The 24,154-nt window shown below is 72.7% G+C and carries 24 protein-coding genes; 13 read left to right on the plus strand and 11 right to left on the minus strand.

What is annotated here, in order from left to right; all coding sequences use genetic code 11:
• Nucleotides 1–32 precede the first annotated feature (32 nt).
• Nucleotides 33–515 (minus strand): Rv3235 family protein, encoded by a 483-nt coding sequence (locus LRP67_RS08690; protein WP_231269765.1) that lies wholly within the window; start codon nt 513–515, stop codon nt 33–35.
• A gap of 10 nt (nt 516–525) precedes the next feature.
• Nucleotides 526–1,173, minus strand: coding sequence for a LysM peptidoglycan-binding domain-containing protein (locus LRP67_RS08695; protein WP_231269766.1), 648 nt, complete (start codon nt 1,171–1,173; stop codon nt 526–528).
• An 89-nt stretch (nt 1,174–1,262) separates the two neighbouring features.
• On the opposite strand from LRP67_RS08695, the gene LRP67_RS08700 reads away from it, so the two are divergent.
• Entirely contained in the window at nt 1,263–1,793 is a 531-nt protein-coding gene (locus tag LRP67_RS08700) for a hypothetical protein (protein WP_231269767.1), read from the plus strand.
• A gap of 7 nt (nt 1,794–1,800) precedes the next feature.
• Here LRP67_RS08700 and LRP67_RS08705 read toward each other — a convergent pair whose 3' ends face one another.
• From LRP67_RS08705 to LRP67_RS08720, 4 genes are read right to left on the minus strand one after another with little or no spacing between them, the layout of a single operon-like run.
• On the minus strand, nt 1,801–2,136 hold the full coding sequence (locus tag LRP67_RS08705) for a sec-independent translocase (protein WP_231269768.1): 336 nt from the start codon (nt 2,134–2,136) through the stop codon (nt 1,801–1,803).
• A gap of 3 nt (nt 2,137–2,139) precedes the next feature.
• A complete protein-coding gene (locus LRP67_RS08710; protein WP_231269769.1) occupies nt 2,140–3,303 on the minus strand; it encodes a P-loop NTPase in 1,164 nt (387 codons plus the stop codon).
• A gap of 12 nt (nt 3,304–3,315) precedes the next feature.
• On the minus strand, nt 3,316–3,843 hold the full coding sequence (locus LRP67_RS08715; RefSeq protein ID WP_231269770.1) for a DUF1003 domain-containing protein: 528 nt from the start codon (nt 3,841–3,843) through the stop codon (nt 3,316–3,318).
• Entirely contained in the window at nt 3,836–5,122 is a 1,287-nt protein-coding gene (locus LRP67_RS08720; RefSeq protein ID WP_231269771.1) for a magnesium transporter MgtE N-terminal domain-containing protein, read from the minus strand. Before LRP67_RS08720 ends, LRP67_RS08715 begins: the two co-directional genes overlap by 8 nt.
• A gap of 69 nt (nt 5,123–5,191) precedes the next feature.
• Between LRP67_RS08720 and LRP67_RS08725 the strand changes: the two genes are divergently transcribed.
• The 5 genes from LRP67_RS08725 (at nt 5,192) to LRP67_RS08745 (ending at nt 9,937) form a co-directional block, all read left to right on the plus strand.
• On the plus strand, nt 5,192–5,581 hold the full coding sequence (locus LRP67_RS08725; RefSeq protein ID WP_231269772.1) for a hypothetical protein: 390 nt from the start codon (nt 5,192–5,194) through the stop codon (nt 5,579–5,581).
• A gap of 115 nt (nt 5,582–5,696) precedes the next feature.
• The gene (locus LRP67_RS08730) at nt 5,697–7,091 is read left to right on the plus strand and encodes a phosphatidylserine/phosphatidylglycerophosphate/cardiolipin synthase family protein (RefSeq protein ID WP_231269773.1); all 1,395 of its coding nucleotides are present in this window, start codon (nt 5,697–5,699) and stop codon (nt 7,089–7,091) included.
• Nucleotides 7,091–8,647 (plus strand): class I SAM-dependent methyltransferase, encoded by a 1,557-nt coding sequence (locus LRP67_RS08735; protein ID WP_231269774.1) that lies wholly within the window; start codon nt 7,091–7,093, stop codon nt 8,645–8,647. Before LRP67_RS08730 ends, LRP67_RS08735 begins: the two co-directional genes overlap by 1 nt.
• Nucleotides 8,638–8,850, plus strand: a complete 213-nt coding sequence (locus LRP67_RS08740) for a DUF6752 domain-containing protein (RefSeq protein ID WP_231243094.1) — start codon at nt 8,638–8,640, stop codon at nt 8,848–8,850. Before LRP67_RS08735 ends, LRP67_RS08740 begins: the two co-directional genes overlap by 10 nt.
• Nucleotides 8,851–8,854: 4 nt before the next feature.
• The gene (locus tag LRP67_RS08745) at nt 8,855–9,937 is read left to right on the plus strand and encodes a hypothetical protein (RefSeq protein ID WP_231269775.1); all 1,083 of its coding nucleotides are present in this window, start codon (nt 8,855–8,857) and stop codon (nt 9,935–9,937) included.
• Here the strand turns inward: LRP67_RS08745 and LRP67_RS08750 are convergent.
• Nucleotides 9,882–10,973 (minus strand): endonuclease/exonuclease/phosphatase family protein, encoded by a 1,092-nt coding sequence (locus tag LRP67_RS08750; RefSeq protein ID WP_231269776.1) that lies wholly within the window; start codon nt 10,971–10,973, stop codon nt 9,882–9,884. The genes LRP67_RS08745 and LRP67_RS08750 overlap by 56 nt on opposite strands.
• Nucleotides 10,974–11,075: 102 nt before the next feature.
• On the opposite strand from LRP67_RS08750, the gene LRP67_RS08755 reads away from it, so the two are divergent.
• From LRP67_RS08755 to LRP67_RS08785, 7 genes are all read left to right on the plus strand, one after another.
• Nucleotides 11,076–13,205, plus strand: a complete 2,130-nt coding sequence (locus tag LRP67_RS08755) for an acyltransferase family protein (protein ID WP_231269777.1) — start codon at nt 11,076–11,078, stop codon at nt 13,203–13,205.
• A 153-nt stretch (nt 13,206–13,358) separates the two neighbouring features.
• A complete protein-coding gene (locus tag LRP67_RS08760) occupies nt 13,359–14,756 on the plus strand; it encodes a hypothetical protein (RefSeq protein ID WP_231269778.1) in 1,398 nt (465 codons plus the stop codon).
• A 100-nt stretch (nt 14,757–14,856) separates the two neighbouring features.
• Nucleotides 14,857–16,050 carry an acyl-CoA dehydrogenase family protein gene (locus LRP67_RS08765; protein WP_231269779.1) on the plus strand — a complete coding sequence of 398 codons (1,194 nt, stop codon included), beginning with the start codon at nt 14,857–14,859 and terminating at the stop codon, nt 16,048–16,050.
• Nucleotides 16,050–17,081, plus strand: a complete 1,032-nt coding sequence (locus LRP67_RS08770) for a DUF2332 domain-containing protein (protein WP_231269780.1) — start codon at nt 16,050–16,052, stop codon at nt 17,079–17,081. Before LRP67_RS08765 ends, LRP67_RS08770 begins: the two co-directional genes overlap by 1 nt.
• Nucleotides 17,082–17,098: 17 nt before the next feature.
• Complete coding sequence (locus LRP67_RS08775) at nt 17,099–18,091, plus strand: hypothetical protein (RefSeq protein ID WP_231269781.1); 993 nt, start codon at nt 17,099–17,101, stop codon at nt 18,089–18,091.
• 45 nt (nt 18,092–18,136) lie between these two features.
• Entirely contained in the window at nt 18,137–18,316 is a 180-nt protein-coding gene (locus LRP67_RS08780; protein ID WP_231269782.1) for a DUF5302 domain-containing protein, read from the plus strand.
• Nucleotides 18,317–18,386: 70 nt separating this feature from the next.
• Nucleotides 18,387–18,920: a MaoC family dehydratase gene (locus LRP67_RS08785; protein ID WP_231269783.1), complete on the plus strand. Its 534-nt coding sequence runs from the start codon at nt 18,387–18,389 to the stop codon at nt 18,918–18,920.
• Nucleotides 18,921–18,995: 75 nt separating this feature from the next.
• Here LRP67_RS08785 and LRP67_RS08790 read toward each other — a convergent pair whose 3' ends face one another.
• The 4 genes from LRP67_RS08790 to LRP67_RS08805 are packed head-to-tail and all read right to left on the minus strand — an operon-like array spanning nt 18,996 to nt 24,088.
• Nucleotides 18,996–20,177, minus strand: coding sequence for an MFS transporter (locus LRP67_RS08790; protein ID WP_231269784.1), 1,182 nt, complete (start codon nt 20,175–20,177; stop codon nt 18,996–18,998).
• 46 nt (nt 20,178–20,223) lie between these two features.
• Complete coding sequence (locus tag LRP67_RS08795; RefSeq protein WP_231269785.1) at nt 20,224–22,794, minus strand: FtsX-like permease family protein; 2,571 nt, start codon at nt 22,792–22,794, stop codon at nt 20,224–20,226.
• Nucleotides 22,794–23,507 carry an ABC transporter ATP-binding protein gene (locus LRP67_RS08800; protein WP_231269786.1) on the minus strand — a complete coding sequence of 238 codons (714 nt, stop codon included), beginning with the start codon at nt 23,505–23,507 and terminating at the stop codon, nt 22,794–22,796. Before LRP67_RS08800 ends, LRP67_RS08795 begins: the two co-directional genes overlap by 1 nt.
• Nucleotides 23,504–24,088 (minus strand): PadR family transcriptional regulator, encoded by a 585-nt coding sequence (locus tag LRP67_RS08805; protein WP_231269787.1) that lies wholly within the window; start codon nt 24,086–24,088, stop codon nt 23,504–23,506. Before LRP67_RS08805 ends, LRP67_RS08800 begins: the two co-directional genes overlap by 4 nt.
• Nucleotides 24,089–24,154 lie beyond the last annotated feature (66 nt).

Below are 24,154 nucleotides of genomic sequence, written 5' to 3' on the forward strand. Positions count from 1 at the left end.
GTCTCTGACGGGTCAGCGTGTCTCCCGGCTGCTCAGCTCCAGTCCAGGGCGGTGCAGAGCCAGTGCTGGCCACGGGCCTCGAAGCGGGCGGCGAGCGCGCGGGAGCGCTCGCCGTAGCGGACGTGGACGCTGGCCTCGAAGGCCGCGTCGTGCAGGAAGCAGGTGTGCACGCTGAGCACGCGGGGCCGGACCGGTTGGACCCGGCCCTGGCCGGGCGTGTGGCCGCCGGCGCGGGCGACGAGGACCGCGCGCCGGTCGAGGTCGACGTAGACCTCGCGGGAGGTCCACCGCACCAGCTGGGCCACGGGGCGGTCCCCGCCCACGATCTCCACGGTGGCCTGGGCGAACCGGCGGGCCCACTCCTCGGCCGTGCGGCGACGGCCGGCGGTGATCGGCACCACCGGCGCCACCGGAGGCTCTCGGCGGGGCAGCAGGTCCAGGGCGAGGGTGCCCTGCGTGGCGGCGAGGGGCACCGGGAGCCGGATCGGGAGGATGCGGTGGGTGCGAGCGGGCATGGCGGTCTCCTCACGAGGTGGGGTGGTCGGGTAGGACGAGGCGCTGGCCGGGCCTGATCAGGTCCGGGTCGGGGCCGATGGTGGAGCGGTTGAGCGCGTGCAGCCGCCGGCAGTACGCCGCCGTGTCGGCGTGGGTGGCGGTGGGACCGAGGCGGTGTGCCGCGATCGACCACAGGGAGTCACCCGGGGTCACGAGGATGGCCGCCGGCGGGGCAGGCGGGACGCGGGGCGGGCGCAGCCCGCCGAGGGGCCGGTCCGGCAGCGGCAGTCCCGTGAGCGCCGACCGGGTCGGCCGGTCGGCGCCGTGGAGGACGGCACCGGGCGTCGCCACCGCGGGGAGGGTGCTGGCGCCGGCCAGCGCCACCCCGCAGGCGGCGAGCAGGACCCGGATGGCGGCGCGGGGCACCCCAGGCGTGCGCTCCCGCACGCTCCCGCGCCAGACCTGCAGCACGACGGCGGTCGTGACCAGCCACCACCAGCAGCCGCAGAGGGCGAGCACGACGGCGAAGCCGCCCACCAGCAGGTCGGTGAAGTCCCGCGGCGCCGACGCCCCCGCAAGGTCCGGGGCGCACCAGCGCAGCAGCAGGGTCACGCCCAGCGTGGTCGCCGCCCAGACCGCCGTACCGCGGAGGCGACGCGCGGTCCCGAGACCGTTCATGGTCGAATCCTTGTGTTTGCTTGCGTTTGAATCAGTCAACGCCCGGTTCTCGACACCGTCAACCGGGTCTCCACAGGTACGCTCGGGCCGTGGCCTGGGAGGACGACCTCTTCGAGGTGCTCGATGACCTCGAGCAGCGCGCCGCGGCGCTCTACGACGCCGAGCGGGCCCCGGAGCTCGCCGACCGCAGCCGCGCGGAGTACCAGCAGGTCACGCTCGCCGCGCGGCTCGTGGCCTCGGTCGACCGGGAGGTCGCGCTCGAGGTGCGCGGCGTCGGGACGGTGGCGGGCGTGCTGCGGCGGGTCGCCGCCGGCTGGTGCCTGGTCCGCGGTGCGAGCCAGGACTGGCTGGTTCCACTGCCGGCTGTGACGGCGGTGTCCGGGGCCTCTGAGCGCGCGGTCCCAGAGGTCGCCTGGTCGCCGTTGTCCCGGCTGAGCCTCGCCTCACCGCTGCGGCGTCTGGCCGAGTCGGGGGAGCGGTGCGTCCTGCACGCCGTGGACGGCCGCCGCCACGAGGGCGCGGTGGCCCGCGTCGGACACGACTTCACCGAGGTCGTCGAGCCGTCCGGTCGCGTGGTGCTGGTCTCGTTCGCGGCCCTGGCAGCCGTGCAGAGCCCCTAGGGGGCGGCTACGTCGCGTCGGAGTCGTACGGCGGCAGCTCACCCTCGTCGAGGGGCCGCTTCCCGCGGGTCTGGGCCGCGGACTGCTCGGCGTCGGCGTCCTCCATGGCCTCGATGATGTGCTTGCGCACGATCGTGCGCGGGTCGAGGTCGCGTAGCTCGAGGTCGGCGTACTGGGGGCCGAGCTCGTCGCGCAGCTCGTCGCGCGCGGAGTTGGCGAAGTCGCGTGCCTTGCGCAGCATCTGCCCGGCCTGCTTGGCGAGGTCGGGCAGCCGGTCGGGGCCGAAGACGAAGATCGCGACGAGCGCGATGACCGCCAGCTCGGCCAGCCCGACGTCGAACACGGGTCAGAACTTGCTGGTGGGCGTGAGTCCCAGTTGCATGCCGGCCAGTCCGCGCCCGCGACCCGAGAGCCGCTCGGCGATGGCGCTCAGCACCAGGGCGCCGGGCGCAGTGGGGTCGGAGTCCACGATGGGCTTGCCCGCGTCGCCGCCCTCGCGCAGCGACACGTCGAGCGGGATCCGGCCGAGCACCGGCACGTCGTAGCCGAAGCGCGCGGAAAGCGTGGCCGCCACCCGATCGCCGCCGCCGGAGCCGAAGATCTCGAGGCGGTGGTCCTTGCCCTCGGCCGCGCAGTGCGGGCAGGGGAGGTAGCTCATGTTCTCGACGACGCCGACGACGCGCTGGTGCATCATCGAGGCCATCGTGCCGGCGCGCTCGGCGACCTCGGCGGCCGCCTCCTGCGGTGTGGTGACCACGACGACCTCGGCGCCGGGCAGGTGCTGCCCGAGCGAGATCGCCACGTCGCCGGTGCCGGGCGGCAGGTCCAGGAGCAGCACGTCGAGGTCGCCCCAGAAGACGTCGGCCAGCATCTGCACGAGCGCCCGGTCGAGCATCGGACCACGCCAGGCGACCACCTGGTCCCGACGGGGCTTGAGCATGCCGATCGAGATCACCGAGACCCCGCTCGGGGTCGGCACGGGCATGATCAGGTCGTCGACCTGGGTCGGCCTGTGGTCGGCCACGCCCAGCATGGCCGGGACCGAGTGCCCGTAGATGTCGGCGTCGACCACGCCCACCTTGAGCCCCTGCTTGGCCAGCGACAGCGCCAGGTTGACGGTGACCGAGGACTTGCCGACGCCCCCCTTGCCGCTGGCGATCGCGTAGACCTTCGTCAGGGAGCCGGGCTGCGCGAACGGGATCTCGCGCTCCGCCTTGCCGCCGCTGAGGACCTCCTTGAGGCCGGCGCGCTGCTCGGCGCTCATCACGCCCAGCTCGAGGTCGACACCGGTGGCGCCGGGGACGGCGGTCACCGCGGCGGTGACGTCGCGGGTGATCGTGTCCTTGAGGGGGCAGCCGGCGACGGTCAGCAGGACCTTCACGTGGACCAGGCCGTCGTCGTCGACGACGACCGTGTCCACCATGCCGATCTCGGTGATGGGGCGCTTGATCTCGGGGTCGTGGACGGTCGCCAGCGCGGCGGTGACCTGCTCGAGGGTGGGTGACGTCATGATGGCCCCACTCTAGTTGGGCGGTGGTTCGCGCCCTTCGTCAGCGCTCTCGTGAGACAGGCCACGCTCCTCCAGCTCGGCCAGCAGCGAGCGCAGCTCGGAGCGCAGGAAGTCCCGGGTCGCCACCTCGCCGACGGCCATGCGCAGCGACGCGACCTCGCGGGAGAGGAACTCCATGTCGGCGTGGCCGCGCGCGTTGGCCTGCCGGTCCTGCTCGGCGATGACCTTGTCGCGGGTCTCCTGGCGGTTCTGCGCGAGCAGGATCAACGGTGCGGCGTACGACGCCTGGAGGCTGAGCATCAGGGTCAGGAAGATGAACGGGTAGTCGTCCCAGCGGGCGTCCTTGGGAGCGAGGGCGTTCCAGCCGACCCATACGACCACGAACCCGGTCATGTAGAGCAGGAACGTCGCCGTGCCCATGAAGCGGGCGAACTGCTCGGCGAAGACCCCGAAGGTGTCGTTGTTGAACGCAGGCCGGCGCACCAGCTGGCGGCGGGTGCTGCGCGGGGTGTCGAGGCGGGGGGTGCGGGGCTCAGCCACGGCGGGCTCCCAGCGGGCCGCCGTCGCGGGGCATCCGGTCGCGCCAGTTGCTGGGCAGCATGTGGTCGAGCAGGTCGTCGACGGTGACGGCGCCGAGCAGGTGACCGTTCTCGTCGACGACGGGGGCGGCCACCAGGTTGTACGTCGCGAGGTGCGCGGCCACCTGGTCGATCGTGGCCTCCGGGCGGAGGTTCTCCATCGAGTCGTCGAGGGCGCCCGCCACGAGCGTCGACGGGGGCTCGCGCAGCAGGCGCTGGATGTGCGCGACGCCCAGGAACTTGCCGGTGGGCGTCTCCAGCGGCTGGCGGCAGACATAGACGAGCGCGGCCAGGGCGGGGGTGAGGTCGGGGTTGCGCACGTGCGCCAGCGCGTCGGCGATGGTGGCGTCGGGCGGGAGGATCACCGGCTCCGGGGTCATCATGGCGCCCGCGGTGTTCTCGACGTACGACATCAGGCGCCGCACGTCCTCGGCCTCCTCGGGCTCCATCAGGTCGAGCAGGATCTCCGCGGTCTCGGGCGGCAGGTCGGCGATCAGGTCGGCGGCGTCGTCGGGGGACATCTCCTCCAGGACGTCGGCGGCGCGCTCGGAGTCCAGCTCCTCGAGGATCTGCACCTGGTCCTCCTCGGGCAGCTCCTCGAGGACGTCGGCCAGGCGCTCGTCGTCGAGGGCGGCGACGACGGCGGCCCGGCGCTCGACCGGCAGGTCGTGGATCATGCTGGCCGCGTCGGCGGGGCGCATCTCGTTGAGGGCGGCGATCAGGTGCGTGGCGCCCTGCGCCTCCTCGCGGCCGACCAGCCCCTGCACGTCGCGCCACTCGACGACGTGGGTCTGCCCGCGCCGGCGCAGCCCCTTGGCCGGCTCCTGGACAGCGACCCGGCTGAGCACCCAGTCGCGGTTGCGCGCCTGCTCCATCGCGACGTCGTAGACCGTGCCCCGGACTCCCGCCCCGGTGCCCGCGCTGCCCGTGATGACGACGCTGCGGTCGAGCAGCTGACCGATCACCAGGGTCTCGGTGGAGCGTTGCTCGAAGCGGCGCATGTTCAGCAGTCCGGTGGTGTAGACCTGCCCGCTGTCGATGTTGGTGACCCGGGTCATCGGGACGAAGATCCGACGCCGGCCGAAGACCTCGGCGACCATGCCCAGGACGCGAGGCTGACTCTCCGCCGAGCGGATTGCCACCACCAGGTCGCGGACTTTGCCGACCTGGTCGCCCTGGGGGTCGAAGATCGGCAGCCCGACGAGGCGGGCCGCGTAGACGCGGGGAGGGGCGGTGCTCACGGCCCAACGCTAGTGCCACCTCGCCGTGGCATCGGCGCTCCGCGCCGTGGCGGCCGTACACTCCTTGGCATGAGGACCCGCCGATTCCTGGCTGCCGTGGCGCTGCCCTTGTTGCTCGCCACGGGCTGTGGCGGCGACTCCGACACCACCGCCGACGACCCGACGCCGGCCTCGTCGGAGCCCGACACCGCGTCGCCCTCGCCGTCGGAGAGTGCGGCTCCCGCCGGCCCGGCGTGCGCCGACGTGTGGGTCGAGGGCGGAATGCTCCCTGCGGCCTACGCCGGCTGTGTCGCCGACGGGGCCCTAGTGGAGCCGGAGGCCCTCTCCTGCTCGTCGGGCCAGACCATCGTCCGCTACGCCGAGCAGTACTACGGGGTGCTGGGCGGGAAGATCAAGTTCGCCGAGAATCTCGCCCAGGATCCCGACTACCGGCACTCGGTCTCCATCTGCCGCGGTTGAGCGGCGAGTCTGGCGCCCTCCGGTTCTCTTTACCTATGTACTCTTGTCGTTTCCCCTTGCTCGGTCTCGCTCCAGACGTAGCCGTGCCCGTCGCCCTCTTGGAGTTGCCCACCTCATGACCGCTCGACATGTCGCCCGCCTCGGATCCGGACTCGCCCTCGCACTCGCCCTCACGACGCTGGGAGCGCTGCCGTCCGCGACGGCCACCTCCTCGACGAGCGCCCAGGTCTCCCGGGTGCAGTCCGACGTCACGCTCTCCGGCGCGGCTGAGGGCAAGAACGCCGGCCAGAAGAACGCCGGCCAGAGGAACGCCGGCCAGAAGAACAAGGGCAAGAAGCGGGCTCGTTGGACGCCACGCTCCGGAGTGCTGTTCAACAGCCCGCTGGGCAGCGCCAAGACCCGCTACCGGCTGCTCGACCACATCACCACGGCGATCCAGCGGGCCCACAAGGGCAGCACGGTCGACGTCATGTCCTGGAACATCATGTCCCGCTCCGGTGTGAACGCCCTGATCAACGCGCAGCGCCGTGGGGTCATCGTGCGGGTGCTGATGGACCAGTCCAACGTCTCCGCAGAGGTCCCCAACCCGGGGTTCCTCCGGCTGCAGCGCGCCCTGGTCAAGGGCAACGCCAACCGGCCCAAGGGCAAGAAGAGCTACGCGAAGACCTGCCGCGGCTCCTGCCGCGGCAAGGGGGGACAGGCGCACAGCAAGTTCTACCTGTTCTCCAAGACCGGCACCGCCCGCCACGTGACCATCCAGGGGTCGGCCAACCTGACGGCCGCGGCCGCGTCGAACCAGTGGAACGACGTCTACACCTTCGTCAACCACCGCAAGGTGTGGAACTTCGGCCGCACGGTCTTCCAGCAGATGTGGCAGGACCAGCCGCGCAGGCAGACCTTCGTCCAGTCGTCGGGCAGGAACTACAAGTTCTACTTCAGCCCGCTCGGTGGGGCCAACTACAAGGGCGACCCGTATCAGAGCATCCTCAACCAGGTGAAGTGCACCGGGGCTCGCAACGCCGGAACCCGGACGGGCCGAACCATCGTGCGCGTGGCTCCCGACGTGATCCGCAACGACCGCGGCATGCGCGCCGCGGTGCAGTTCAAGCGGATGCACAAGCAGGGCTGTGACATCAAGATCGGCTACACCGTCATGGGGCAGGCCATCCACCGCTACCTGCGCTCCCACAACGTGCCGATCCGGCACCTGGTCCAGGACTTCAACGGTGACGGCGAGTTCGACAACTACTTCCACCTCAAGTCGATCTCGATCAACGGCCGCATCGGCAAAAACCGCACGGCCCACGTGGTGATCAACGGCTCCTCGAACATCTCGGGGATGGCGACGATCTCCGACGAGAACATCACCATCATGCGCAACCGCGGCCTCACCCTGAGGTACCAGGACCACATCAACTACTGGTACGAGAACTTCCCCAGGAGCGTCCCGCTCCGGGCCTCCTACCGGGGCAAGGCGATCGACCCCTACGCCAACGTCGACATGGACTGATGGAGGGCTCGAAGGTCCCGAGGTCGAAGGCCCGGGTCTCCGAGGTCGACGAGGGCGGCGTCCGGCTGTGGGGCTTCGGCGACCGCGTGCTGGACGTCCTCTTCGACGGGCGACGGGTCTGGTCGTTCTGGCTGGTGCGTGACACCGAGGGCGCGCCGACGGGGCGCCGTCACGCGGCCTGGCCGCCGGCGCTGAGCCGATTCCTGGACGGCCACACGCGGGTGAGCGTGCGCGACCACCTGACGGGGGAGACCCTGTTCGACCAGGAGCGCGCGTTCGGCACGTCGTCGGCGAGGATCGCGGTCGTCGGCAAGTCCGGGGCCCCGATGGGGCTGGACAAGTCGGGGCGCATGAGCGCCACCTTCGACACCCGTTCGCCCGAGGACGTGGCCCCGCTGCTGGACAGCATCGACCGCGTGCTCGAGGCGATCCGCACGGCGGGCATCGAGGCCTTCCTCGCCTACGGCACCCTGCTGGGCGCGATCCGCGAGCAGCGGCTGCTCGGGCACGACTCCGACGCCGACCTCGCCTACGTCAGCCACGCCTCGACGCCGGTCGACGTCATCCGGGAGTCCTTCCGCCTGCAGCGGGCGGTGACCGGCCTGGGGCTGGCCACCCACCGCTACAGCGGCGCGGCCTTCCGCATCGACGTGGTCGAGGGCGACGGCGTGGTCCGGGCGCTGGACGTCTTCGCCGGGTTCATCGACGGGGGCCGGCTGCGGCTCATGGGCGAGGTGGACTCGCCCTACGAGATGGACTGGATCTACCCGACGCGGGAGTGCACGCTCGAGGGCCGCCCCTTCCCCGCCCCGGCGGCGCCCGAGCGCCTGCTGGAGGCGATGTACGGACCGTCGTGGGCCGTCCCCGACCCTGCCTTCCGCTTCGGCACCGACCAGCACACGATCCAGGAGCTGACCGGATGGTTCCGCGGGACCTCGGTGGAGCGCCAGGCCTGGGAGCGCAGCTACAGCCGGGCGCGGATGCGGGTGCCGCGGCGCCGGCCCTCGCAGCTGGCGCGCCGGGCCCTCGGCTTCGTGGGCCAGGGCGGCACGGTGCTCGACGTCGGGGCCGGCTGGGGCGCCGACAGCCTGTGGCTCGCGCGCCAGGGAGCCCAGGTCACCGCCTACGACTACGTCCCGAAGGCGCCGCAGACCGCGCAGCGGGTGGCGGCGGCCGAGGGCCTGCGGCTCGACGTGCGGCACCTCAACCTCACCGAGTGGCGCTCGGTGCTGGGCGAGGGTGCGCTCGCGTCCCGGCGGAAGGGACGCCGGGCGGTCCTCGCGCGCCACGTCGCCGACGCCACCAACGGCTTCGGCCGCGACTCGTTGGCGCGCTTCTCCTCCATGGCCCTGCGCGACGGCGGGCGGCTGTTCGTCGACGTGTGGACCGGTGGGGGCACCGCGCCGCTCAAGCTGCGGCCCGTGTCCCTGGACGCCCTGGCGGGTCAGCTGGAGGGTCAGGGGGCAACTATCATTCGTACACGCGAGCTCGCCCCCGGCGAGGGTGGCAACAGGAGCCGCTTCAGCATCGGACGATTGGTGGCTCAATGGGACTGAAACAGATCGTGCGCCAGGTCCGCGACCAGCGCGACCTCGTGGCGCGCGTCGAGCACCTCGAGCAGGACCTGCTCGAGATGCGCCGCCACCAGCTGCGCCTGGCCGAGCTGGCCGACGTGGTCCAGGAGCTGCTGGTGCCGATGGCCAGCCGCGACCAGGACCGCATCGACGTCGCCCTCGCGAAGTTCACCGAGAGCATCTGACGCGTTGGCCGAGCGGGTCTACGTCCACCTCGGGCTGCCCAAGACCGCCACCACCTACCTCCAGACGATCCTGTGGGCCTCGCGCCCGCTGCTGCGCGAGCAGCGCGTGCTGCTGCCCGGGGAGGAGCGGCGCGACCACCTGTGGGCCTCGCGCGTGGTCCGGGAGGATCCCAACCTGGCCGGTGCCCCGGCCCGTCACCGCACCGCGTGGTCCCGGCTGGCTCAGGAGCTCGCCGGCTGGCCGGGCGCCGGGCTGGTCAGCCACGAGTTCTTCGCCGCGGCCTCCGCCGAGCAGGCGCAGCGGATGATCGCCGACCTGGCGCCCGCGGAGGTCCACCTGGTCGTCACCGCCCGCGAGCCGTTGGGCCTGTTCACCGCCAGCTGGCAGGAGAGCCTCAAGAACCGGCACACGACGCCGATCGAGGAGTACGCCCTCGAGGTGTCGCCCAGCCCCAACGCGATCTGGAACTGGCGCACCCTGGACCTGCGCCTGGTTCTGCAGCGGTGGGCCCCGTCGCTCCCGGCCTCGCACGTGCACGTCCTGCCCCTCGACACCCGGGCGCCGCGCGAGGAGATCTGGCACCGCTTCGGTGGTCTGCTGGGGCTGGACACCGAGGCCTTCGACCTCTCCGGCTCGTTCCCCAACGAGTCGATGGGTGTGGTCGAGGCCGAGGTGCTGCGCCGCGTCAACGCTCATCTGGGTGACTTCCAGCGGGCCTTCGACCGGGGCGTCTACATCCGCACGTTCCTCGCCGACGAGCGCCTCGTCCCGCGCCGCGGCGAGCGGTTCTGGCCGCCGCAGGAGCGCATCGAGGAGCAGCGTCGCCGGGGGCGGGAGTGGGTCGACTTCGTGCGCGCGGAGGGCTACGACGTCCGCGGTGACCTGGCGCACCTGCTCGTCCCCGACGAGCTCGAGCCCCGGCGGGAGCCGTCGTCGGTGACCGAGGCCGAGGTGGCCGACGTGGCGGTGTCGCTCGTCGCACAGATGCTCGGGGACGTGCGCGACCTGCGCACGAAGGCCGCCGACGAGGTCAGTCCGTCTCCCCGGGGATGGTGGCGGTGGCGCTCACGAAGTGGTGGTCGCTGACGCGCCCCAGGGTGCTGCGGTCCTCGTCGTAGTCGCTCCACTGGACGCCGGTGCCGAGGACCCAGTCGACCGCGAGGCGCCCGGCCGGGCTGCAGCCGCCGGAGGTGCTGCCGCCGATCGCGGCGGCGAGCCCGGTGGGGGGAGCCACCCGGCAGAAGAACTCCGCGCGGTCGTTCATGTCGCCCGTGAGGAACACCGGCAGCCGCTCGGACGCCAGCCGGTTGACGACGCTCACCGCGGCCAGGTGCCCGGCCCGGCGCGAGACCGCGTAGCGGCCCTCGCCGGCCGAGGCGTGCATGTTGACGAAGTACATCTCGCGACCGGTCAGCCGGTGCCGCAGCTTGACGATCGGCTGCGGGCGCACCGCGTGCATGAAGGTGATCGAGAACGAGTCGCCGGAGACGAACTCGAAGACGTCGGGGTCGTAGAGGATGTTGTTGTCGGTGTCGCGGGTGCCGAAGGCGTAGTCGGGGTAGGCCGCCATCCCGGTCATGCTCTTGAGCCCGTTGAGCTGGTCGGGCTTGAGCTCCTGGGTGCCCAGCACCTGCACCCCGTAGTTGCGGATGTACGACGCGGCCTGCGGCGTACGACGTGAGGCCGGCGGGTAGTTGCGACGGTCGCCACCGGGCGCGGTGTGGTTGCTGCCGAGCACGTTGAAGGTGCCGACCCGGATCGTGACGGGCTTGCGGGCGGCGATCGCGCGCAGTCGCTCCGCCTCGATCTCCGCGAGCTCCTCGGTGGTGTAGCGGCGCAGCGTGAGGCCGGGCACCACCGTGCGCTTGCCCGGGGGCTTGCGGGAGACCGCCGGGGTCCGCGTCGGCGCGACGGAGGGCGACGCCGCGGTGGTGCCCGGGTCGCCCGGGACGGGAGCGTCCATCCGCGCGGCCGTGCCGGCGTCCCGTGCGAGGAAGCCGCTGCCGCCGAGCAGGGTGACGGCACCCACGACCAGGATGAGGAGGCCGACCAGGAGCAGCGTGGCGAAGGTGTTGCCACGCTCCGCGCGGTGGCTCCTCGCGCGGGTCTTTGGTCGAGGCATTGCGACAGGATAGCGTCAGGCACCGGCGCTGATGGCCCGCGCCGAGGGCCCGCCGACGGTGCGGCGGCCCGCTCCGAGACCAGCCGCGAAGGAGTGCCGACGGTGGCAAGTGCCCCCTCACCCGGGATGGGGTTCCGGCCAGAGATCCAGGGCATGCGCGCACTGGCGGTCGGCCTGGTGATCGTGGCGCACGCCGGCTTCGCCGGCTTCGAGGGCGGCTTCGTCGGGGTCGATGTCTTCTTCGTGATCTCCGGCTTCCTCATCACCTCGTTGCTGGTGCGGGAGGCCGACCGGTCCGGGCGGATCTCGCTCGGTGGCTTCTACGCCCGCCGGGCCCGCCGGATCCTGCCCGCCGCCGTCGTGGTGCTCGTGGCGACCGTCGTCGCCGCCACGCTCCTCCTGCCGCTGGTGCGGGCGCTCGAGATCGGCAAGGACGCCGTCTGGTCGTCGTTCTTCGCCGCCAACATCCGCTTCGCGCAGGTCGGCACCGACTACTTCGCGCAGGGCGAGCCCACCTCGCCCCTCCAGCACTTCTGGTCCCTGGCCGTCGAGGAGCAGTTCTACCTGGTCTGGCCGCTGATCCTCATCGGCTGGCTCGCGGTGGCTCGCCGGCGCTCCGGCACCCCCCGTCACGGCGTGCTGCTGGCGCTGCTGCTGGCCCTGAGCCTGGCGTCGTTCGCGTGGTCGCTCTACGCCACCTACGAGTCCCCGGTGACGGCGTACTTCTCCACGCTGACCCGCGCGTGGGAGCTCGGTGCCGGCGCCGCCACCGCGCTGTGGCTCTCGCGCGGCGAGATCCGGCTGCCGCGACCCGTGCGGCAGGGCATGGGTGCGGCCGGACTGCTCGCGATCCTCGCCTCCGTCGTCGTCCTCGACGCGGGGACGGCGTTCCCGGGCTACGCCGCGGCCCTGCCCGTGCTCGGCACCGTGCTGCTGATCGCCTCGGGGGACGCCTCCGGGCGCGAGGGCCAGACGCTGGTGTCCCGGGTGCTCTCGCTGCCGCCGCTGCTGGTGATCGGCAACTGGTCGTACTCGCTCTACCTGTGGCACTGGCCGGTCCTGCGCATCGCCGAGGACCGGCTGGGCGTCGCGCACCTCGGCGGGCTGCGGCTGCTCCTGGCACTGGCGCTCATCGTGGCGCTGAGCGCGGCGACGTACCGCTGGGTCGAGGAGCCGTTCCGGCGCGGCAGGCGCTGGTCGCGCCCCTCCTTCGGGATCGCGCTGTACCCCGCGGGGGTGGTCCTGGTCGTGGCGGTCGTGCTCTCCGGGCGCCAGTGGGTCGTCCATGAGCTGGGCCTGGGCGGCAACGACCCGGCGATCACGACGGCGGACTTCGCCGACCGCCGGCTCAGCGACGACCCCCAGCTCGCGCTGGTCCAGGCGTCCGTCCTCGCCGCCCGCGAGGGACGGGAGGTCCCCAGCGACCTCACGCCGTCGCTGTTGGGGATCCGCAAGGCGACCGCGCCGCTGGGAGACTGCGACTACCGGACGGGCACCACGCAGCTGTGCCCGCTGGGCGACTCCGACGCCGACCTCACCGTCGCCCTGATCGGCGACTCCCACGCGCGGGCGTGGTCACCGGCGTTCGACGAGCTGGGGAGCGCCGAGGGCTTCCGCGCCTTCCAGTTCGTCTACAGCGGGTGCTCGGCGACGCAGGCCGTGCAGGCCGAGCGGGAGACCGAGCGGCCATGGGAGGAGTGCCAGGACTTCAAGGCCTGGACCCTCGAGGCGCTCGAGGACCTGCAGCCCGACCTGATCGTGGTCGCCACGTCGGCGGTCTCCCCGGTGATGTCGGAGGACGGCTCGCGGCTGGTGTTCAAGCAGGAGGACGCCGAGGAGTTCCGGGAGGTCGTGGGTGCGGGATTCGCGGAGCAGCTCCGGCTCCTCGAGCCGCTGGCCCCGCGGCTGGTGGTACTGGGCAACACGCCCCAGCTCCCGCGCGAGCCCGGCGTGTGCCTGACCTCGGGCGAGGTCGACCTCGGCGACTGTCTGTTCGAGGCCGGCCCCCAGGCCCGCGCGATCCAGATGGGCTTTCGCGACGCGGCCCGGCGAGCCGGCGCTCCGTTCGTCAACGCGGCGCCGTGGTTCTGCTTCGACAAGCAGTGCCCGTCGGTGGTGGGCAGCACCGTCACCATGCGCGACAAGGAGCACATGACCCCCGACTACGCGCGCCAGCTGGCAGTGCCTCTCGGTCGCCGGCTCGGCCTCGTCGAGGCCGCGGCGAGGTCCTAGCCCCGCCGCTACGAGGGGCCCCCAGGCGGGGCGAAGTCCTCAGCCGGTGAATTACAGGTCTGTAGTTCTCCGCAAGGGGTTCCGTGGGACTGGTGTGACTGGTGTGATTGCCAGGATCACCTCCTGCATGAGCCTCAGATTGGACCCCGTCGCGTGAACCTCAGCAGCCGCCCGCGCCCCGCCCGCCGCCTCCGCGGGTCCGCCGCCGCCGCCCTCGCCGCGGTGCTGGGACTCTCGTTGGCGGGCCTGTCCACCGGCCCCTCGGGTGCCAGCGGCGGGGTCGTCGTCGTCGACGAGGTCCCGCCCACGTCGGTCCGCATCGTGCAGGCCAACCTGCTCTCCGGCCAGCCCGACGCCAAGTTCACGGCCGACCTCGCCACGGTCTTCGCGCAGGCCCCCGACTTCATCACCTACAACGAGGTGCCGCGCCGGGCCGACGCCGCGCTCGCCCCCGCGCCGTACGCGCTGTTCCGCACCCCCGGCACCTACACGGGCGCGACGCCCATCGCCTGGCGCGCCGACCGCTGGGAGGCGCTGGCCACCGGCACCCACATGATCAGCAACCTCCGTGGCCGCGGTCCGGGCCAGGCGGTCGAGTGGGGCGTCCGCTACGCCAACTGGGTGACCGCGCGCGAGTACGCCACCGGACGCGTCGTCTCGGCCGTGTCCACGCACCTCACCCCCCGCAGCAAGCGCACGGAGAAGATCATCAAGCCCTCGGTGCGGCGCCTCGGGGCGCTGGTGGCCACGCTGGCCGCCTCGGGTCCGGTGCTGATCGGCGGCGACTTCAACTTCCACTACACGAATAAGAAGGAGTACCCCCGCGACGTGCTGACCGAGCAGGGGCTCACCCCGACGTACGACGTCACGGGGACCTACGCGCCGACGGGTGACCACCGCGGGGCGACGATCGACTACGTCTTCCTGCACAAGGCCGAGCAGTTCCGGGTCACCGGTCAGACCACGACCGAGCTCAACTCCGACCACGACGCGCTCACGGTCGACGCGGAGCTCCTGACCAGCCCGGTCGGCCAGCCGGTCTCCTTCCGGCCCGGCCCGGTCGTCAACCGGCCGTCGGGTGGGCGAGCCGGTCGACGGGTGGTGCTCGACCTGCTGGTGGATGCCATCGACGCCGCGCCGAAGGGCGCCGGGATTCACATGGACACCAGGGGCCTGGGCGACCAGCGGATCTACGGCTCGCTGCTCAAGGCCGTCGAGCGGGGCGTGAAGGTCCAGTTCCTCACCCGCCGCTACCGGCCCAACGCCATGGAGAAGGCGCTGTTCGCCCGCCTCAAGGCGAAGGTGCGGACGCGCCAGTGGGCGGTGGGCTGCTGGGCGACCTGCCGGCGCATCGAGTCGCGCCGCAACCTCCCGATGACCCGGCTGCTGGTCAGCACCGCCGGCGCCACGCGGGCCCTGCGCATCGACAGCGACCAGCCGGCGGCGTACGCGGCGTCGCGCAACCCCACGACTGCCTCGATCCGGACCAGCACCCGCGTCTACGACTGGGGCTTCCGGGAGTTCCTGGCACTGGTGGGCCGCACCTACTGACCCCTCGGTGGGGGAGGTAGGTCACACCGCCGCGGCGCCCCGAACCGTCGGCTCCTCGGTAGCGTGTGCCTGTCCCACCCACCGCCGTACAGGAGCACACATGGGTCGCCTCTGCGAGACCGACGGACTCACCGACGACCAGACCGAGATCCTCAAGGCGGTGCGTCAGTTCGTGGAGGAGAAGATCCTCCCGGTCGCCACCGAGCTCGAGCACGCCGACGAGTACCCGCAGGAGATCGTCGACGGGCTCAAGGAGCTGGGGATCTTCGGGCTGATGATCCCCGAGGAGTACGACGGCCTGGGCGAGTCGCTGCTGACCTACGCGCTGTGCGTCGAGGAGATCGCGCGCGGCTGGATGAGCGTCTCCGGCGTCATCAACACCCACTTCATCGTGGCCTACATGCTGATGAAGCACGGCACCGAGGAGCAGAAGAGGAAGTACCTGCCGAGGATGGCGACCGGCGAGGTGCGCGGCTCGTTCTCGATGTCCGAGCCCGGCCTCGGCTCGGACGTCTCGGCGATCAAGACCAAAGCCACCAAGGGCGAGGGTGGCTACACCATCGACGGCCAGAAGATGTGGCTCACCAACGGCGGCACGTCCAACCTGATCGCCGTCCTCGTCAAGACCGACGAGGGCGCCGACAGCGTCTACAAGAACATGACGACGTTCCTGGTGGAGAAGGAGCCGGGCTTCGGCGAGACCGCGCCTGGCCTGACCATCCCCGGCAAGATCGACAAGATGGGCTACAAGGGCGTCGACACCACCGAGGCGATCTTCGAGGGCCACCAGATCGCAGCCGAGCAGATCCTCGGCGGCGAGCCCGGCAAGGGCTTCTACCAGATGATGGACGGCGTCGAGGTCGGCCGCGTCAATGTCGCGGCGCGCGCCTGCGGCATCGCCAACCGGGCCTTCGAGCTCGCGATCGCCTACGCCCAGACCCGGGAGACCTTCGGCAAGCAGATCGCCGACCACCAGGCGATCCTCTTCCGCCTCGCCGAGATGGCGACCAAGGTCGAGGCCTCCCACGCGATGATGGTCAAGGCCGCCCGCCTCAAGGACAAGGGCGAGCGCAACGACGTCGAGGCCGGCATGGCCAAGATGCTCGCCGCGGAGTACTGCAACGAGGTCGTCCAGGACTCCTTCCGGATCCACGGCGGCTACGGCTACTCCAAGGAGTACGAGATCGAGCGCCTCTACCGCGAGGCCGCGTTCATGCTCATCGGCGAGGGCACCTCCGACATCCAGAAGATGATCATCGGCCGGTCGCTGCTCAAGGACTACAAGCTGCGCTGATGGACGTCGTGGAAGCGGTCCGCCGGCAGGGGCCGGCGTGCGCCGCCCTCGGCTCGCCCATGTACGCCGGGCTGTGCGAGCGACTCGCCGACGACCTGGTGGTGGGCGGGCCGACCGCGAGCGTGCTCGCCGGGCACGAGGACGACCCCGGTCCGTCGGCGCTGGCGCTGCGGCTGCTGGGCAGCGTGCACCGGCTGGTGCTGGAGCGCCGGGCCGGCGCGCTGGCGGCGTACTACCCGAGCGTGGGCGGCACCTGGGAGCCCGAGGCCGGCTGGGGAGCGCTGCGCGACCTGCTCGCCGCCGAGCCCGACGCCGTGCGCGAGTGGCTGGACCGGCCGCCGCAGACCAACGAGGTCGGACGCGCGACCGCGCTGATGGCCGGGCTGCTCGCGCTGCCCTGGGCGCACCCGGTGCGGCTGGTCGAGATCGGCTCCTCCGGTGGGCTCAACCTGCTGGCCGACCGGTTCCGCTACGTCACGCCCGCCGGTGCTCTGGGGCCTGCGGACTCCCCGGTGGTGCTGGACCCGGCGTGGACCGGGCTGCTGCCGCGGCGAGAGCCGCCGCTCATCGCGGAGCGCCTGGGCAGCGACGTGATGCCCGTCGACGTGCGGACGACCGAGGGCCGCCTGGTGCTGACCGCCTACGTCTGGCCGGACCAGGCGCACCGGCTCGAGCGGCTGCGCGGCGCCTTCGCGCTCGCCGACCGCACGCCGTACTCGGTGCGGCGAGAGTCGGCCCACGACCTGGTGTCCCGGCTCTCCCTGGCCGAGGGCGCCACGACGGTGCTCTGGCACAGCGTCATGTGGCAGTACCTCGAGCGCGACGAGCAGGGCGCCGTCCGGTCGGGCATCGACGCGCTGGGGGTGCGGGCCACCGCGGGCGCGCCGTTCGCCCATGTCTACCTGGAGCCGTCGCGCCGGACCCCGGACTCCGAGCACGAGTTCCTGGTCTGGCTCGAGACCTGGCCGACGGGGGAGCGCCGGGTCCTCGGCACCTCGGTCGGACACGGGGTGCCGACGCGCCTCGAGTGAGCCGCTAGCCTGCCGCCATGGCGAGCCGGGTCGTGCTGCACGTGGGACTGATGAAGTCCGGGACGTCGTACGTCCAGCGCCGTCTCGACGCCAACCGCGACCTGCTCGCCGAGCGCGGCGTGCTGCTGCCCGGTCGGCGCTGGCGTGACCAGATGCTGGCGGTCAGCGACGTGCTCGGCCGCGCGCAGCAGGCCGGCAAGTCGGAGGGCCGCTGGCAGGCGCTGCTGGACGAGGTGGCCGCACACGAGGGCACCGCGCTGGTGAGCATGGAGTTCCTCGGGCCGGCGAAGCCGGAGTCGATCCAGCGGGTGCTGGCCTCGCTCGCCCCGGCCCCGGTCGAGGTCGTCCTCACCCTGCGCGACCTCGGTCGCGCGATCCCGGCCATGTGGCAGGAGGGCCTGCAGAACGGCGGCACCCTCGCCTGGGCCGAGTACGTCGGGCAGTTCCCCGGCGCGCAGCAGGCGGGGCGGATGTTCTGGCTGCAGCAGGGCATGGGCCGCATCGCGGCCAACTGGACCGACGCCGTCGGCGCGGACCGGGTCGCGCTCGTGACCGTGCCGCCGCCGGGCGCGGACCCGGGGCTGCTGTGGGCGCGCTTCTGCGAGGCGACCGGCGTCCCGGCCGCGGACGGGGTCGACGTGCCGCCGGCCAACACCTCGCTCGACGCGGTGTCGGCGGTGCTGCTGCGCGAGCTCAACCTGCGCCTGCGCGGCGACCACCTGCGCACCGGCGAGTACCACCGACTGGTGAAGTTCGAGGTGGCCAAGCAGCGCCTGGCCGGCCGCGGCGGGCCGCCGATCGGCTTCGACCCAACGCCGTGGCTGCGCCAGCGGGCGCTCGAGATCGAGGACCGCCTGCGCGCCACCGGGGCGCGGGTGGTGGGCGGGCTCGGCGACCTGGAGCCGGCGCGGGTCCCGGGCATCGACCCCGGCACGGTCCCGGTCGACGCCGCGATGCTGACGCAGGTCGAGGCGCTGCGCGCCGACGTGCTGCGGCGCCGCGCCGGCTGAGAATCTCGGTCGACTCGTGCCGGGCCGACGTGGGATGGTGGAGCCATGACCGACTCCAGCAACGACGACATCAAGGCCAAGATGCGCGCGGCGCTCGATCGCAAGAACGACAAGGAGAAGGGCGTCCACCAGGACGGGCCCACGCCGGAGAAGGCGCACGGCTCCGAGGTGGTCGGCGGCGCGCCGAAGATGCACCGCCGCAAGGCCGGCGGCGGCGGGTCCTGACCGCCGTACCCGGCTGAGGGGCCGGGCTGACAGAATCCTGGCTCGATGTCGTCGAGCCCGAGGAGTCCAGGTGCAGTTCGGTCGAAGCTATGAGGAGTTCGAGGTCGGTGCGACCTACAAGCACTGGCCCGGCAAGACGGTCACCGAGTTCGACGACCACATGTTCTGCCTCCTCACCATGAACCACCACCCCCTGCACCTCGACACGAACTACGCGGGGTCCACCACGCAGTTCGGCAAGAACGTCGTGGTCGGCAACTACGTCTACTCGATCCTGCTGGGCATGTCGGTGCCCGACATCTCCGGCAAGGCCATCGCCAACCTCGAGATCGAGTCGCTGCGCCACGTCGCCCCCACCTTCCACGGCGACACCCTCTACGGCGAGACCACCGTGCTCGACAAGTGGGAGTCGAAGTCGAAGGACGACCGCGGCGTCGTCCACGTCGAGACCATCGGCTACAACCAGGACGGCAAGGTCGTCTGCATCTTCCGCCGCAAGGTCATGGTCCCCAAGGACAGCTACCTCACCGAGCGCGGCGGCGAGCAGCCCGGCCGCCCCGTCCCCCAGCCCGACAAGAATTGGCCGGGCGCCGCGGCTGAGTGACGCGGGAGGAGATTCACCGGGCACCCGGTGAATCTCACGCCTCCCGTATGAAGTTTCGTACGGGAGGCGCCAGTTTCACCGGGCACCCGGTGAAACTCGCGCGCCCCCGGCCACCGCGGCCGGCGCGAACGCGCGGGCGAGGGGGAGTAGGGCGAGGACGAGGATCATGGGTACGGCGAAGCCGAGGCGCAGGTTGTCCTGGCCGACGGCGCCGACGAGGACCGCGCCCATGAGCGCGCCGAGGTAGTTGAACTGGTTGAAGCGGCCGATCACGGCGTCCACGCGGGCCTGGCGGGTGAGGGGGTCGAGGCCCTCGCCGGCGATGCGGGCAGCGGCGGAGTAGGACAGCGGCGCGATCACCGCGACGCCGGCGCCGAGCACGGTGAACCCCAGGACCGCCACGGGCCACGACGGCGCGAACACCACGGCCGCCAGCGACGCGCACGAGACCACCGCCCCGACCCGGATCACCGCGACGGCGCCGTACGCCGCCACGAGCCGGTCTCCGCTCAGGCGCAGCGCCAGACTCGCGATCAGGTAGGGCAGGGTCGCCAGGGCGACCAGGTCCTCGGGGGTGTCGATGACGTTGTCGAGGTAGAGCGAGCCCCAGGTCTGCGCGGCGGTGTCGACCATGTAGAAGAGCACCATCCCGAGCCCCACCAGCAGGATCGGTCGCCACGGCACGGCGCCGGCGACCCCTGCCGCCGCGGCGAGCGGGTCGCCGACACGGGGGAGCAGCGGTCCGAAGAGCACCAGCAGCGGCACCACCGCCGCGACCGCCCCCACCTCCACCGGGAGCCGCGACGTAGCCAGCGTGAGCGACGCGCCGAGGATGCCGCCAAGGGTCCACGCGCCGTGGAACGACGGCAGGATCGGCCGCCCGTACTCGTGCTCCACCGCCACCGCCTGCATGTTGGTGGTCGCGTCGACGATGCCCAGAGCCACGCCGTAGACCGCCAGCCCGGCGACGAACGCGCCCACCACCGGCGCCAGCATCAGCACCGGCACCGCCACCGCCGTCACCCCCAGGCCGACCCGCAGTAGCGTCGCGGAGTCGCGGCCCTGCGCCAGCCGCTCCGCGACCACGGAGCCGACGCCCGCGAGCAGCACGATCATCAGCAGGAGCAGGGAGATCTGCAGCTCGGAGAGGTCCCACTCGTCCTGGTAGTCGGGCAGGCGGGTGGTCAGGCTGATGAAGACCAGCCCTTGGCTCAGGAAGGCGGCGGCGACGGCGAGCCGGGAAGCGCGAAGGTCCACGCGAGGATGGTGGCACGCGTACGGCCTCGAGAGGCCGCACCCGAGCTCATCCGGTACGCCGAGTCAGGGCGAGCCGCGTGGGGGTGACCAGCCAGCCGACGGCCGCCGACAGCAGCGGCACGCCCACCACCACGACCGCCAGCCCGACCCACGGCACCGGTGTCCCAGCAGTCCCGACCAGCTGCAGCAGGCTGGCCCCCACGGCCGAGCCCAGCAGCAGTCCTACCCCGGCGCCGAGGCAGCCGATCACCAACGCCTGCCCGGCGCTCATGGCCCGCCTGGTCCAGGCGGGGGCGCCTACGGCGGCGAGCGTCGCAGCGTCGGCCCGGCCCTCGGAGGCGGAGAGCGCCACGACCATCCCGACCACCATGCAGGTCGCCAGCAGCACGCCGACGGCGCCGCCGAGCACGAGGCGGGGCGAGACGGCGCCGGAGGACCGCTCGATCGAGGCGTCGATCCCGTAGTAGCGCAGACGCTCGACGTCGTCTTGGTCGATCGTGCGGTCCGCGTGCAGGAAGGCCTGCGACGGGACCGCGCGCAGCCCCAGGGCCGAGGCGGTGTCCCGCGAGAGCCACACCGACCCCGGCATCTCGGTGAAGGCCGGACGGATGCGCACGGCGGGGAGGCGTTCGTCGAGCGCACGGTCGTTGCGCGGACCGGCGACCATGCGCACCTGCCCCTGACGGATGGTCCGGGGCACGGTCACGAGCGCCTTGCCCGCGAGCAGGTCCGGTACGGCGTCCGCGAGTCCCATGACCTCCAGGAACTCCGGGTCCACGACCATGAACGAGCCGTGGCTCGGGTCGGTCACGCGGCGCGTGCCGAAGCGGACGTCGTCCACGGTGACGATCTCGCCGCTCCCGACGACGTCGACCGCCGCTGCCTCGACCCGGGCGACCGTGCTCGGGTCGCGCGGCTGACCGTCCAGATAGACGTAGGCGGTGTCGGGCGGGAGGGTCGGCTGGTCGCGCTCCTGGAGGGCGGCGTTGGCGGACACGCCGAAGCCCGCGAAGACGGCCCCGGTCACGACGATGCCGATGCCGAGCACGGCGGCGGTCGTGCGGCCGCGGTGACGGGCCACGTCGCGTACGGCGAGCCGCCAGGGCAGCCACCCGCGCCGGGCGCCGGCGCCGAGCCAGTCGACGAGGAAGGGCACCAGGAGCAGGGCGCCGGCCAGCAGCACGAGGGCGGACAGGGCGCCCAGCACCACCGGCACCAGCGAGCCGGTGGCCGGGTCCATGGTGAACGCCCGCGAGGTCCACCATCCGCACAGGACCAGCCCGGCCAGGCCGGACCCGACCAGCCAGAGCGCGGGGGTCCGCAGCCGCGCCCCCCGGATGCGACGCGTGCCGGACGCGATGTGGCCGTCGAGCGCCTCGGCCGCCGTCAGCCGACCGACGCCCCAGGCGGGGATGGCCGCGGCGGCGACCGCGGACGCCACGCCGAGCAGCGCGACCGCCAGGATCGTGCCCGCGGAGAGCGAATAGACGTGGATCTCCTGACCGGCGATCGACTCGATGAGCCCCCGGGCCGGCAGCAGCACGCCGAGGCCGGCGCCGGTGCCGAGGACCGCGGCGGCCACCCCGATCCACACGCCCTGGGCCAGCACCGTGCGGCGTACGTCGGACGGGGTGCCGCCGGAGGCCATCACCAGGCCCAGCGTGCGGGTCTGGCGGCGGGCACCGACGGCGAAGGCGGAGCCGACGAGCACCAGCACCTCGACCAGGCCGAGCCCGATGACGAGCGCAGCGGCGGCCGCCGCGGCCGGCTCGACCGGCGTCGGCAGCGGCTCCTCGAGCCCCCAGGCGTCCGGGTGTTCGGTGGCGTCGCGCATCCAGGCGGAGATCCCGTGCGCCGCCAGCTCCCGCTGCAGCGCCCGGCTCTCGTCGCTGGACAGCACTGGGAGGTCGACCAGGTAGCGGAGCGTCCCGCCCTCGTCGGGCCGGGACCCGACCCGCGCGGGCGCCACGACGACGGCCACGTCCGCGTAGTAGCGGTCGGGCCGGGGGGCCAGGACCCCGACGAGGTCGAGCTCGCCGTCGGCCAGCTCCAGGGTCGCGCCGTCCTTCAGCGCCCCGTCGTCCTCCAGGAGGCCGAGCTCGTCGGCGAGCAGCCGGCCGACGGCGGCTTCGTGGGCGGCCCGCGGGGCCCGACCGGACTCAAGCGCGGCGAGCCCGCGGGTCAGGGGGTCGTCGAGGTCGAGGACGGAGGCGGAGAGCCGCCCGCCGACCGCCAGCGACACCGGGACCTCGCCGATCCGCGACACCCTCGCGCCGGGCGGCAGGAGCGTCGTCGCCACGTCGACGGCGGCCGGGTCCCGCTTCTCGCGACGGGCCTTCGGCGCCACGTCGTACTCGACGTAGCGGCCCCGGTCGCCGGGCGTCACCCGAACCCGGGGATGCCTCGTGACCTCGAGCGAGGCGTCGGCCGTGCCGTACTCGGCGGTGACCGAGTTGGGCGAGTAGTAGTCCACCGTCGTGGTGACGGTCGACACGACGACCGCCACGGCCACCGGCAGCGCGACCAGCACGGTGACGACGACCGTGCGGAGCGGGTGCTGCAGCAGGTCGCGCCAGGCGATCCGCAGGGCGGGCCGCCACCGCGCCAGCCGGGACATCAGATCCCTGTCAGCAGCGACTCGGCCGCGGGCCGGGCGCCGGTGTCGTCCACCGCCGCGCCGTCGCGCAGGAACACGATCCGGTCCGCCCAGGCCGCGTGCGCGGCGTCGTGGGTCACCAGCAGTGCCGCGACGCCGGCGGCGCAGCGATCCCGCAGCAGCCGCATCACCTGCTCGCCGGTCTCGGAGTCGAGCGCGCCGGTCGGCTCGTCGGCGAGGATCAGCGTGCGCTCACCCACCACCGCGCGGGCGATGGCCACGCGCTGCTGCTGGCCGCCCGACATGTCCTCGGGCAGACGGTCGGCCAGGTCGGCCAGCCCGACCTCCGCGAGCGCGGCCTCGGCCGCCTTCCGCGCGGCTCGGCGCCGTACGCCGTCCAGCTCGAGCGGCAGCGAGACGTTCTCCGCGGCGGTGAGGGCGGGGATCAGGTTGAGGTCCTGGAAGACGTAGCCGACCTTGTGGCGGCGCAGCCGGGCGAGCTCCTTCGCGCTGAGCTCGCCGAGCTCGACGCCGTCCACCTTCACGCTGCCGGCCGTGGCGCGGTCCAGCCCGCCGGCGAGGTTGAGCAGGGTGGACTTGCCCGAGCCGCTGGGCCCCATCACGGCCACGAGCTCGCCGGCCGCGACGTGGATGGTCAGGCCGCGCAGCGCGTGCACCGCGGCGTTCCCGTGGCCGTGGATGCGGTCGACGGCGACCAGGTCGAGCGCGTTCACCGGACGGTCTCCTCGGCGGCCTCGGCCACGGTCGTCGGGCTGGTACGGCGGACTGGGGCGGCGCCGGCCTTGAGCAGCGCGCCCTCGCAGTGGTCGAGCCAGCGCAGCTCGGCCTCGGCGGAGAACCGCAGGCGGTCCAGGACCAGCGACCACGCCAGTGCGCCCGCGTCGTCGGGCTCCTGCTGCTGCTTGAGCCGGGTCAGATCCTGGAGTCGGCGCATGGTGGCGACCCGCTGGGTCTGCACGACCGCGCGGACGTCGAGGCCGGGCGTCGTCGAGGCGAGGGCCATCTTGATCGCCAGCTCGTCGCGCGGCCGGTCGGCGTGGGTCACCGGCTTGACGAACCACTCGGTGAGCGTGCGCATCCCGGCGGAGGTGAGGGCGTAGCGCTGGCGGCCCTCCTGGTCGGTGGCCTGGGGCTCCACCAGCCCGTCGCGCTCCAGTCGCGTGAGGGTGGAGTAGACCTGCCCGATGTTGAGCGGCCAGGTGGAGCCGGTCGCCTGCTCGAACTCGGCGCGCAGCTGGTAGCCGTACATGGGTCCCTGCCGCAGCAGGGCGAGGAGACCGTGCGGGATGCTCATGGATACGGAGTATGCATACCGAGTATCCATGTGGCAAGCGACCCGCCGAGGGTGTCGCGAAACCGC

It is taken from the genome of Nocardioides sp. cx-169 (genome assembly GCF_021083605.1).
Taxonomy (GTDB): Bacteria; Actinomycetota; Actinomycetes; order Propionibacteriales; family Nocardioidaceae; genus Nocardioides.